Origin of the sequence: Rhizobium sp. Leaf384, assembly GCF_001424065.1 — a bacterium.
Taxonomy (GTDB): domain Bacteria; phylum Pseudomonadota; class Alphaproteobacteria; order Rhizobiales; family Rhizobiaceae; genus Ferranicluibacter.
In genome coordinates this window covers 130880-142867 of sequence record NZ_LMQE01000007.1, presented here as the reverse complement: position 1 = coordinate 142867, position 11988 = coordinate 130880, and the positions used below count along the sequence as shown (strand labels likewise).

Annotated in this window: 9 protein-coding genes; 4 read left to right on the top strand and 5 right to left on the bottom strand. The window is 63.5% G+C overall.

Going from position 1 to position 11988, the window contains the following annotated elements; translation table 11 throughout:
* Nucleotides 1–12 precede the first annotated feature (12 nt).
* Nucleotides 13–1287, top strand: coding sequence for a peptide antibiotic transporter SbmA (sbmA, locus tag ASG25_RS16435; protein ID WP_062477072.1), 1275 nt, complete (start codon nucleotides 13–15; stop codon nucleotides 1285–1287).
* A 25-nt stretch (nucleotides 1288–1312) separates the two neighbouring features.
* On the opposite strand, the gene ASG25_RS16430 is transcribed toward sbmA, so the two are convergent.
* Nucleotides 1313–2272 carry a polysaccharide deacetylase gene (locus ASG25_RS16430; protein ID WP_244479442.1) on the bottom strand — a complete coding sequence of 320 codons (960 nt, stop codon included), beginning with the start codon at nucleotides 2270–2272 and terminating at the stop codon, nucleotides 1313–1315.
* A 450-nt stretch (nucleotides 2273–2722) separates the two neighbouring features.
* Here ASG25_RS16430 and ASG25_RS16425 point away from each other — a divergent pair, with 450 nt between their 5' ends.
* Nucleotides 2723–3385: a tetratricopeptide repeat protein gene (locus ASG25_RS16425; protein ID WP_062476278.1), complete on the top strand. Its 663-nt coding sequence runs from the start codon at nucleotides 2723–2725 to the stop codon at nucleotides 3383–3385.
* A gap of 329 nt (nucleotides 3386–3714) precedes the next feature.
* Nucleotides 3715–5133, top strand: coding sequence for a ribosome biogenesis GTPase Der (der, locus tag ASG25_RS16420; RefSeq protein ID WP_062476275.1), 1419 nt, complete (start codon nucleotides 3715–3717; stop codon nucleotides 5131–5133).
* 71 nt (nucleotides 5134–5204) lie between these two features.
* Here the strand turns inward: der and ASG25_RS16415 are convergent, their stop codons facing one another.
* On the bottom strand, nucleotides 5205–6131 hold the full coding sequence (locus ASG25_RS16415) for a sugar kinase (protein ID WP_062476272.1): 927 nt from the start codon (nucleotides 6129–6131) through the stop codon (nucleotides 5205–5207).
* A 205-nt stretch (nucleotides 6132–6336) separates the two neighbouring features.
* Here ASG25_RS16415 and ASG25_RS16410 point away from each other — a divergent pair, with 205 nt between their 5' ends.
* Nucleotides 6337–7989: an alpha-glucosidase gene (locus ASG25_RS16410; protein WP_062477066.1), complete on the top strand. Its 1653-nt coding sequence runs from the start codon at nucleotides 6337–6339 to the stop codon at nucleotides 7987–7989.
* 293 nt (nucleotides 7990–8282) lie between these two features.
* Here ASG25_RS16410 and ade read toward each other — a convergent pair whose 3' ends face one another.
* The 3 genes from ade to ASG25_RS16395 form a co-directional block, all read right to left on the bottom strand.
* Nucleotides 8283–9980, bottom strand: coding sequence for an adenine deaminase (gene ade / locus ASG25_RS16405; RefSeq protein WP_062476269.1), 1698 nt, complete (start codon nucleotides 9978–9980; stop codon nucleotides 8283–8285).
* 171 nt (nucleotides 9981–10151) lie between these two features.
* Complete coding sequence (locus tag ASG25_RS16400) at nucleotides 10152–10880, bottom strand: alpha/beta hydrolase-fold protein (protein ID WP_062476266.1); 729 nt, start codon at nucleotides 10878–10880, stop codon at nucleotides 10152–10154.
* Nucleotides 10877–11842, bottom strand: coding sequence for an acetylxylan esterase (locus tag ASG25_RS16395; protein WP_062476263.1), 966 nt, complete (start codon nucleotides 11840–11842; stop codon nucleotides 10877–10879). The genes ASG25_RS16400 and ASG25_RS16395 overlap by 4 nt, the downstream gene beginning before the upstream one ends.
* Nucleotides 11843–11988 lie beyond the last annotated feature (146 nt).

The following is an 11988-nucleotide window of genomic DNA, read 5'->3' as shown; positions in this document are numbered from 1 at the left end:
AAGGTTCCCGCCTTGTTTCATTCGTTCTTTCCCAAGCCAAAGCTGTTTTTTACGTCCATGATGGTTTGGGCGCTTGTCTGCGTCCTCCTCTGGTTCGGCTTTTTCGCCGACTGGGGTGCATCTATCGGCTTCGCTCCAATCCCTGAAGACAAGATGCCGATCGACCTGCGTTTCTTCCTCACGCCGGACAATCGATTCTTCTATGCCTACTTCTTTGTCTGCACCGTTCTCTTCGGTGGGGTCTGGAATTATATCGCTCGGGATCATCCATGGGTCGACTGGTCCATCTGGGGATCGGCGCTCATCCTGTTCTGTACCTATTTCGGCGTGCAGGTCTATGTCGCCATCAACAACTGGCGCCGCCCCTTTGGCGATCTCCTCCAGAATGCGCTGACTGGCAAGCCGGGCGTGACTGTGTGGGATTTCTACTCGCTGCAGCTCATCTTCTGCCAGATCGTCTTTCTCAGCATGTTCGTATCGATCCTGACGGACTTTTTCGTCAGCCATTACGTGTTTCGGTGGCGCACGGCGATGAACGACTACTACATGTCAAAGTGGGAGCGAGTTCGGCACATCGAAGGCGCCTCGCAGCGTGTGCAAGAAGATACGATGCGTTTTGCCAACATTCTTGAAGGGTTGGGCGTCAGCCTGATCAATTCTGTGATGACGCTCATCGCGTTTCTGCCCATCCTGTTTGCCCTTTCGAGCTACGTTACAGAATTGCCGATCATCGGGCCGATTGCGCACTCCCTTTTCTGGCTGGCAATTGGCTGGTCGGCATTCGGCACGTTGCTGTTGGCCTTTGCTGGTATCAAGTTGCCGGGCCTGCATTTCCGCAACCAGCGCGTCGAGGCAGCGTATCGCAAGGAACTCGTCTATGGTGAGGATCACGCCGAGCGTGCGCAGCCGGTTACCGTCATTGAATTGTTTGCCAATGTCCGCCGGAACTACTTCCGGATGTACTGGCACTACCTGTACTTCAACGTCGCACGGTATTTCTATATTCAGGCCGACGCCCTGTTCGTTACCTTCATGCTCGTGCCGACCATCGTCGCAGGCAAGATTACCTACGGTATCTACCAGCAGATCGCCACGGCCTTCGGGCAGGTGTCGAATTCGTTCCAGTATCTCGTCAACTCCTGGACGACGATCATCGAACTCCTGTCCATCCACAAGCGCCTGAAAGCCTTCGAAGCGGCCATCGACGATCTGCCCCTGCCGGAGATCGATCAGCGCTACCTGGCACGCGAAGATGCCGACGGCGAACTGGCGGCCGACAAGCCGTAACGCGCCGAGGAAGACAGTGGAGACATCAAAAGGCGGAGGGATCCGCCTTTTTTCGTGCCGCGATCAGCGGCAGGGCCTGCGCATAGCTGACGCAGGCGACGTCCTGTTTGCTGCAGGTTTCGGCAAGGAATGTTTCGAGCGCCCGCCAGTAGGCGCCGCCGTTCATCTCGACGAAGTGGAAGCCGAGCTGAAGGGGGATGCGGGCGCCGTCGTACTCAGCGGCGAAGGCATCGCGATAGGCCTTGAGGGCGCGGGCCTCGAAGGTGGCGCTGTCCTTGCGGTTCTCGACGCCCATGGAGTGGCGGACGAAGAGATTGTAGTCCATGCCGATGACCCGGCGTCCGCTCGGGCCCTCGGGGATCAGCGGCAGACCGAAGCGCTCCATGCCGCCTTCGCGCGTCGGCCAGGCCGGACCTTTGGTGACGAGGCTGGCATCGTAGGACAGGCCCGCTTTTCGCTCTGCCGGAACAAGGCCGGTGCTGGTCGAGAGATAGGGCGCGCGGAAGCCCTTGATGCCGTCGACCATCGCGCGCCATCCGTCGGGTTCTTCGGTTTCGATGCCGCCCGCCTTCCAGCCATTGTCGAGCGCCGCATCGAAGGCCGCAAATTCGTCGCTCCAGTCCTTTTCGCTCCAGTCCTTGCCGTCGAAATGCCCGCAACCATGGCTGCCGATGTCGTGGCCGTCCTGGTGGGCCTGCCAGATATGGCGCACCCGGGTGGCGATCTCTTCCCGGCTCTGGGCATAACCGACATTCGAGGCACCCTGCTTGTGGCCGCTGGCCCGGTAGGACCGGCCGCCCTCGGCCTTGGTCATCAGGAAGGTACAGGAGAGAAAATAGGTGAAATGCGCACCGACCTTCCGGCCCGTGGCGAGGCTGCGCTCCCAGAGCTTGTTGTCATGCGCGCCGTCGAAGGAGATGATGACGAGCTGCTGGAATTTCGAAGCTGCAGCGGCCGTCGGTCCCGGCTGCAGGGTTCCCCGCATCGACGGCGGCGGATCCGCCCGCGCGATCGTGGGTGCCAGCGCCAGTGGCGACAGCATCAGGAGGGCAGCCAAGGGGGCGGGGAAAACGTGCATGCGGAAACCTGACGTGATGCGTCTGCTCCAGGCGGGACGCGGCGCGCGCCTGCAGCAGACAAGGAAGACGTGGCCCCGTCGGGTGTAAAAAGGGGGCGCGCTTGCCCCATGCGGCAGGAATACGGCGATCCTTGGGAGCCATGCCGCAAAGGTGCCGATAAATCCGCCTCATGACGTCAAACATCCAAGGCGGAGATGTCCGTGGCCGGAGTCGCCGAACGTGGTGCGGGTCGTCTGGCCCGATGCGCATCGTCACCTTGCCCCGATTTTGCCGTGCCCCCTTACAATATGCGCGAAATAGGCTAGAAGCGCGGCTTTGAGAGAAATGGCAGAGAAGGCCGGTCCGCCGGAACTCGAATGGCGCATCAGAACGACAGTTTCATCCGCGAGGTCAATGACGAGCTTCGCTCCGAGCAGGTCAAGGCCGTCTGGCTCCGCTTCGGCGGCATCCTGGCCATGCTGGCGGTTCTCATCGTCATCGGCACGATCGGCAAGGTCGCCTATGATTACTGGCATGAGACCTCGGCCGCCGCCTCGGGCGACGAGTTCCTCGCGGCCCTGACGCTTGCCAAGGACAACAAGACCGACGAGGCGCTTGCCGCCTTCGACAGACTGGAGGCCGACGGCTACGGCGCCTATCCCGTTCTTGCGCAGATGCGGGCCGCTACGCTGAAGGCGCAGAAGGGCGACACCGCCGCCGCCATCGCCGATTTTTCCGCGATTTCCAAGAACGAGGCGATCGTGCAGCCGATGCGGGATGCCGCCCGGATCCGCGCGGCCTATCTGCTGGTCGACACCGGCACATACGAACAGGTTTCGGCGGAGGTCGAGCAGCTGGCGGTAGATGGGAACGGCCTGCGCAACTCCGCACGCGAGGTGCTGGGTCTTGCGGCCTACAAGGCCGGCGACAAGACCAAGGCCAAGGAGTGGTTTCAGCAGGTTGTCGATGACAGCCAGGCGCCGCGCGGCCTTGCCGACCGGGCCCGCATGGTCCTGGACGTGATGGCCTCCGCGCCGTAGCCTTCAGGTGGACTGCGGGATCACCGATCTGCGCAGGAGGCTTCAGATGCGTGGTTCTATTTCCTGTCGCCCGAAGCCCTTGAAGCTTTTGGGCGATCGTCTTTCATACGTACCGCCGCCCGGAGCCCTTTGAGACCTTCGGGCGACCGTCTTTAATACCTCACCGTCGCTCGAAGCCTTGAGGCTTTCGGGCGACAGGCTTTGATGCCATCCGTTGCCCTGCTTTGCAGCGGCGGAAAGAACCGAGAGGTCGCAACGCATTGCCGGTCATGATGACGGGCTGCGCGGCGGCCGGCACAGCGGCATGAGCGCCGCGACAGGATTTTGAGATGAACTTCACCGTCGCCATCGTCGGCCGCCCCAATGTCGGCAAGTCCACGCTCTTCAACCGCCTCGTCGGCAAGAAGCTGGCGCTGGTGGACGACACCCCGGGCGTCACGCGGGATCGACGGCCCGGCGATGCGAAACTGGTCGATCTGCGGTTCACCATCATCGACACGGCCGGCCTCGAGCAGTCCGGCCCCGAGACGCTGCAGGGTCGGATGTGGGCGCAGACGGAAGCCGCGATCGACGAAGCGGACATCACCCTGTTCGTGGTCGATGCTAAGGCCGGGCTGACACCGGCCGATCAGACGCTGGCCGATCTTCTGCGTCGGCGCGGCAAGCCCGTCGTGCTGGTCGCCAACAAGTCCGAGGCCAAGGGGTCGGATGGCGGCTTCTACGATGCCTTCACGCTCGGCCTCGGCGACCCGTGCCCCATCTCGGCCGAGCATGGACAGGGGATGATCGATCTGCGCGACGCGATCGTCGAGGCGATCGGCGAAGAGCGGGCGTTTCCGCCCGTCGTGGACGAAGCCGAGACGGACATCGATCTGCGCAAGGCAGCGGGCGAGGGCGAGGATGACGAGGAGCCCGCCTATGACGAGACGAAGCCGCTCCGCGTCGCCATCATCGGGCGACCGAATGCCGGCAAATCGACGCTGATCAATCGCTTCCTCGGCGAGGATCGCCTGTTGACCGGTCCGGAAGCCGGCATCACGCGCGACTCGATCTCGGTGGAGTGGGACTGGCGTGGTCGTACGATCAAGATGTTCGACACGGCCGGCATGCGGAAGAAGGCCCGGGTGCAGGAAAAGCTCGAAAAGCTGTCGGTTGCCGACAGCCTGCGTTCGATCCGCTTCGCCGAGTCCGTCGTCATCGTGTTCGACGCGACCATCCCGTTCGAAAAACAGGATCTGCAGCTGGTCGACCTCGTGATCCGCGAGGGCCGCGCGGCCGTGCTCGCCTTCAACAAGTGGGATCTGGTCGAGGACCCGCAGGCGCTGCTCGCCGATCTGCGTGAAAAGACCGAGCGGTTGCTGCCGCAGGCGCGGGGCATCCGGGCCGTTCCGCTATCCGGACAGACCGGCTATGGGCTCGACAAGCTGATGCAGTCGATCGTCGATACCGACAAGGTCTGGAACCGCCGCATCTCCACCGCGCGGTTGAACAAGTGGCTCGACGCGCAGCAGACCCAGCATCCGCCACCGGCCGTCTCCGGGCGTCGCCTGAAACTGAAGTACATGACGCAGGTGAAAGCCCGTCCGCCGGGCTTCATGATCTCCTGCACGCGTCCGGACTCCGTGCCGGAAAGCTACATCCGCTATCTGACGAACGGTCTGCGCGCCGATTTCCAGATGCCGGGCGTGCCGATCCGCATCCATCTTCGCGCGTCGGAAAATCCGTTCGAAGGCAAGAAGCGCCGCTAGATTCCGGCGGTCTTTAGCGCGGGTTTGTCGAGTCGATCCCGCGGTTTACCCGTCGTTTCTCGCCTAAGCTTTTACGCGAGGTCGAGCGCCTGCGGCAGATGCTCGGGCGGCACGAGCGCTCCGTGGTGGCCGATGACGGCAGCAGCGACGCGGGCGGCGAAGGCTGCGGCCTCGGCGGGTGCGACGCCGGTCAGCAGCCTTGCCAAGAACGCTCCGTTGAAGCTGTCGCCGGCGCTGGTCGTATCGACCACGGTCTGAACCCTCGGCGGCGTGATGCGGACGATGGCATCAGTGCCGTTCGAAAGGCACGCCGCGCCGCTGCCGTTCTTGACCAGAACCGTGTCTGCGCCCCACTGCCGGTATCGCGCGATCGTCGCCTCGGGGTCAGCGTCGGCGAAATGCGCCTGCTCGTCATCGAAGCTCGGCACGAGGATGGTCGATGCCCGGGCGCCCGCTTCGACGAAGGCACGCAGTGTTGCGGCGTCTTCCCAGAGACGCGGGCGGATATTCGGGTCAAAGACGACGCGCCGTCCCGCGGCCTTTGCACGCCGCAATTCAAGGATCAGCGTCTCGCGGGCTTCCGGCGAGAGGATGGCAAGCGTGATGCCGGAGAAGACGATGGTGTCGGCCTTTTCGATGGCGCGCCGGAGATGTGCGGGGTCCTCGGCAAGTCTTCGCGCAGCCGACGCCGAGCGCCAATAGGAGAAGCTCCGCTCTCCTTCTTTGAGATGGATCATGTAGAGGCCAGGGGCCGCACCCTCGATCTCAAGGACATCCTCGGTGAGGATGCCCTTGTCGCCGATGAAGGCGAGCATCTCTGCGGAGAGAAGATCGGTACCGACGGCGCTGAGATAGGCAACGTCGAACGCGGCCGGGAGATAGGTGCGGGCGTAGTAGGCGGCATTCAACGTGTCGCCGGCAAAGCCCTTGCGGAGCAAGCCGCTGCCGGCATCGCCGAGTTCCACCATGCATTCGCCGATTGCCAGAAGCCGTGCCATCGATGTCCTCCTCGTTGCGTTTGCCCGATAAAGCCTGCGGACGCCGATGGCAAGGCAGGGTGTTCGTTTCGGAAGGGCGTCCTGCGTGACGTTGCCCAACGTCCGGACGCGGCGACCCGGCCCGAAAGGCGTTGCCCTGTCATTGCCTCGTCGCGGCCCGAACGCTAGAAGATCGAAGGTCCCCATCATGCAGAAGGAATCGTCCATGGCCTCTTCCCCGAAGACCAACCCGGACTGGTGGCGCGGCGCGGTGATCTACCAGGTCTATCCGCGGTCGTTCCAGGACACGAACGGCGATGGGATCGGGGACCTGCCAGGCATTACCGCGCGGCTGCCGCACATTGCCAGCCTCGGCGTGGATGCCATCTGGCTCTCGCCGTTCTTCACCTCGCCCATGGCGGACATGGGATATGACGTCTCCGACTATTGCGATGTCGACCCGATGTTCGGGACGCTTGCCGATTTCGACGTAATGCTGGAAGAGGCGCACCGCCTCGGCCTCAAGATCATCATCGACCAGGTGATTTCCCACACCTCCGACCAGCATCCGTGGTTCAAGGAAAGCCGGACGAGCCGGTCCAATGCGCGCGCAGACTGGTATGTCTGGGCGGATGCGAAGCCCGACGGGACGGCACCCAACAACTGGCTGTCGATTTTCGGCGGTCCGGCATGGGAGTGGGACGGTGTTCGCCGGCAGTACTATCTGCACAACTTCCTCGGCTCGCAGCCGGACCTCAATTTTCACAATCCCGAGGTTCAGGAGGCCGTCCTCGAAACCGTCCGCTTCTGGCTGGAGCGCGGCGTCGACGGCTTCCGGCTGGATACGGTCAATTATTACTTCCACGACAAGGAGCTGCGTGACAATCCGCCGCTCGGCCACAATGACGACGGCCCCGGGCTCGATGCGCCCGACGTCAATCCCTATGGCATGCAGAGCCATCTCTACGACAAGACGCAGCCCGAAAACATCGGTTTCCTGCAGCGCTTCCGGGCGCTGCTCGAGGAATACGACGATCGGACAGCGGTCGGCGAAGTGGGCGACGGCGGGCGTTCGCTGAAGACGCTGGCGGCCTATGTCAGTGGCGGCGACAAGCTGCATATGTGCTACACGTTCGATCTTCTCGGCCCGGACTTCACGGCCAGCCACATCAAGCACTGCGTCTCCTCGTTTCAGGACTCGGTCGCGGACGGATGGGTCTGCTGGGCCTTTTCCAACCATGACGTCCAGCGCCATGTCTCCCGCTTCATCCAGAACGAGATCGAGCGGGAGCGGATCGGAAAACTTGCCATTTCCGTGCTTGCGACGCTGCGCGGTTCCATCTGCCTCTATCAGGGCGAGGAGCTGGCGCTGCCCGAGGCAGAGCTCGAGCTGCATGAATTGCGCGACCCCTACGGCATTCGCTTCTGGCCGGCCTTCAAGGGGCGCGACGGATGCCGGACGCCCATGCCGTGGGAGAATGCCGGACAGAGCGGCGGGTTCTCGACGGGGCAGCCCTGGCTGCCGGTGCCGGACGTGCACAAGGCCATGGCGGTCGACGTGCAGGATGCGGCTCCGGACTCCGTTCTTGCGCATTATCGGCAGACGCTTGCCTTCCGCCGAACCTATCCCGAGCTTTTCGACGGCGGCATGACCTTCCTCGACACGAACCAGGACATCCTGATCTTCACCCGCGAGAAGGCCGGCGAGAAGCTGCTCTTCGTCTTCAATCTGCGGCGCGGCCCACAGACGGTGACCCTGCCGAAGGGCATGACCATCGCCGCGACGCTGCCTCTGCCGGGGTTCGACACCGCGAGGATCGAGAAAGACGAGATCGCGCTGGAGGCCCTGGATGCGTTCTGCGGGCGTGTGTCTGGCTAGACGCTTGCCGTCGTCCATGTCCGAGCCGATAGCCCGGATCAGGTCTTCGCCGTTTCGAACGGCGGGGGCCCTCCGTGATCATCCGACAGGAACGGAGCAGGTCGTTTCCCGAAACCGCTGCGCGCGTTCGGGCGACATGCATGAGGGGCAGGGAAGGACTGCCCTTCAACATAAACATGGTTCGATCGGCAACCGCTGCCCGCATGCGGGGGAGCGCATCCGGGTATTTTTAAGCACCGGGTTGGTCACGGGAAGCTTCAAGGGGCCGGCGCCTGTTGTTGCCGGGATCGCCGTCACCCGATCAGCATGAACCGGTCGACGTCCACCAGTCCCCTGTCCGAAATCTTTAGATGCGGGATGACGGGGAGGGGCAGGAAGGCAAGTTGCAGGAAGGGTTCCTGCAGGGTGGCGCCGAGCGCGAAGGCGGCCTGTCGGAGGTGATGCAGCGTGTCGCGGACACGTTCATAGGGCTCAAGGCTCATGAGACCCGCAACGGGCAGAGCGATCTCCGCGGTGACTCGGCCGTCCTGCACCACGACGAAGCCGCCCTTGATCTCGCCGAGGCGGTTGGCGGCGAGTGCCATGTCGTCGGAATCGACGCCGACGACGCAGATGTTGTGGCTGTCATGACCGACCGTCGAGGCGATGGCGCCTTTCTTCAGGCCGAAGCCCTGCACGAAACCGTTGGCATGGTTGCCATTGATGCCATGCCGCTCGATAACGGCCACCTTGATGATATCCCGCATGAGATCGGCGCCGGTCTGGTTGCCGTCGGCCGGCAGCTGGAAGCGGCGATGTTCGGTGATGATCTTTCCGGGAAGGACCCCGATCACCGAGGTTTCGCCTTCGGTGTAGGGCACGGCGAAGGCAGCGGCGTGAATGTGTCCGGCCTTGACGCTGTCGAGACCGACGGGTGCGACGGCACGGCGCGTGGCAAAGAGAGCATCGTCGACGCGCCGGCCGGCCGAGAAGACCATCTGCGCCCTGCAACTTTCCAGACTGTCCACCACCACGAGGTCGGCGCGCCAGCCGGGTGCCACGAGGCCGCGGTCGCGCAGGCCGAAGGCGCGGGCAGCCGAAATCGACGCGGCCCGATACACGGCGAGCGGGTCGACACCGTGGGCGATGGCTTCGCGGATCATGTAGTCGAGATGGCCTTCCTCTGCGATGTCGAGCGGATTGCGATCGTCGGTGCAGAGCGCGAGGAAGGGCGAGAGCCGCTCGGTCAGGATCGGCATCAGGGCATGAAGATCCTTGGAGACCGAACCTTCGCGGACGAGGATATGCATTCCCTTGCGGATCTTCTCCAAGGCTTCGTCGGCCGTCGTGCACTCGTGATCGGTGCGGATGCCGGCTGAGAGATAACCGTTGAGATCAAGGCCGCGCAGCAGCGGCGCGTGACCGTCTATATGGCCGTCCTGGAATGCTTCGAGCTTGGCCATGCAGATGGGATCCTTGTGGATGACCCCGGGGAAGTTCATGAACTCGGCGAGGCCGATGACCTTCTCATGGTCGCGATACGGCAGCAGCGCCTCGATCGGCAGGCTGGCGCCGGAGGTCTCGAGATGCGTTGCCGGTACACAGCTCGAAAGCTGCACCCGGATATCCATGATCGTCTCGCGGGCGCTGGCCAGAAAGAAGTCTATGCCGTCCGTGCCCAGCACATTCGCGATCTCGTGCGGATCGCAAATGGCCGTCGTCACGCCGTAGGGCAGGACACATCGGTCGAATTCATGCGGCGTCACCAGGGAGGATTCGATGTGCAGGTGCGTATCGATGAAACCGGGAACGACGATGCAACCCGATATGTCGATCTCCTCGACACCCTGATAGCTGCCGCATGTGCCGACGATCCGGTCGCCACACAGGGCAATATCGCCTTCGACGTAGTCGCCGGTCACGAGGTCGAAGAAGCGACCGTTCTTGAGGACGATGTCGGCGGCGACGCGACCCGTGCCCTGATCGATACGGTCGGTGAGAGTGGCGGACATGAGGGCTCCGGTTCTGGCGAGGACTGCGGGTCAGGTGTGGACGAGACGTTGAAGCGCATCATAGAGCGTGGTGCGCGCAGGGGAAGGGCGACGCGCGACATGGCGGGCACGTCACGCAGGGAGACCCGCCGGCGGGGGCTGCCCACGCGGCCGTCCCTTCACCCGCCATCGTCAGATGTAGAGCGCCGCCATCTTGCGCCAGGAGCGCCCGCGATGGGCACGGCCGTCCCACACATGAAGCTGATGGTGGACGCCCATCTCGTGGAGCAACCGGCTCAGATGCCGGTTGTTGTCGAGAAACGGGTCGGCATTGCCGATGGTCAGAACGATATCGACGGACCGCAGGCGATCGAGACGCCAGGTCTGCGACAGGCCGGGCAGAAAATGCGTTGGCGTGTGAAAATAGACCTCGTCGTCATAATGGCCATCGAGCAGGTCGTCGAAGCTCTCGATTTGAAGCGTCAGGTCATAGCGGCCGGAAAACGCCACGAGCTTGGAGAAGAGGTGCGGGTGGCGGAAGACGAGACTGGCGGCCTGGTAGGCGCCGAGGCTGCAACCGTGCACGATCGTGGCGCCCTCCGGGTTCCACTGCGCCATCAGCGGCAGCACCTCGTTCAGGACGTATTCTTCCAGGGCCCTGTGGCGACGAAGGCGGTCAGCGGGAGGAAGGTTGCGGGCGTAAAAGCTTTCGCTGGCCAAACCCTCGACGCAGAAGAGCTGGAGCTGACCGGCACGGACCTTGTCGGCCAGCACGTCGACCAGTCCGAGCGCCTCGTATTCCCAGAAGCGCCCCTCGCGTGTCGGAAACATCAGGACCTTGGCACCGCGATGCCCGAACACCAGCAACTCCATGTCGCGATGGAGCCGCGGACTGTACCAGCGCAGATATTCGCGGTTCATGGTGTCCTGAAGAGTTTCCCGACTTTTGCTCTCAGCGCCGACGCCTGTGCAGCCTGACCAGGATAATCGAAATGTCCGGCGTCGAGGATGAATGTTTCATGATGATTTTCCGCCGGAAGCGCATTGGCGATCGTGAACTGACACGGTGGCGCGACGGCGGGGTCGAAGCGGGCGACAGCGCAGAGAAGGGGAACCGCGATGCGCGCGGCGGCCGTCGCCGCGTCGAACAGGCGAAGCGTTTCGCCCACCTCGGGATGGGTGCGACCATAGGCCTGCACGGCACGGGCGCTGCCGATGGTGGGCAAAGCGAGCCAGAGCGGCCGGTTTCCGAAGGTCGGGACGGTGAGGTGGCCCCTGTCGATACGACGATCGAACGGAATGGCGAGCGCGCCGATCCCGCCGCCGAGACTGGCGCCGCTATAGCCGACCCGGTCTTTCGTGCCGGGGAAGAGCAGATTGAGAACTGTGACGGCGGTCCAGACGTCCTCGACGCAGCCTCCGATGATGTAACGGGCGGACTTGTCGATGTCGTGGAGGACATGCCAGGCCGGATCGGGAGAGATCGGTGCCCGGCTGCTGCGCGAGAGGCCGCGAAAGCACGGGAAGAGGATGGCGGTATTCTCGACGGGAAGGTCGAGATCCGGCTGGTCGCATCCGCCATACCCGTGGCCGACGACAAGGCCGCGCTCAACCGTGCCATGATGCGGGACAAGCAGCCATCCGCCGATCCGGAACCCGTCTGTCGAAGTGTAGGAGAGATCGTGAACGATCCATTTGCCGTGCTGTTGCGCCGACCGAGTCAGGCTCGGGTTCGGGTCGACCGCCAGCGCCTTCCGGTAGCGTGCCTGCCAGAAGGCGTCGAACCCTGGCACCTCCGGCGGTGGCCGGATGGCGCGGAGGTCATCGAGCGCGAGCCCGTATGTGGGATCGAAATCATAGGGGTGGTCCTTGGGAATGCTCATGCCTCGCGGACCCTATGCTCAAAAGAAAGGACACACCGCGGGAGCAGGACGACCACAGCCCTGCAGATCGCGCGGCGATCCCGCACCGTTCGGGTGTTTCTCCCCGCGTCCTCGTCCCGTGCCATCGACATCCGCGGGACGAGGAT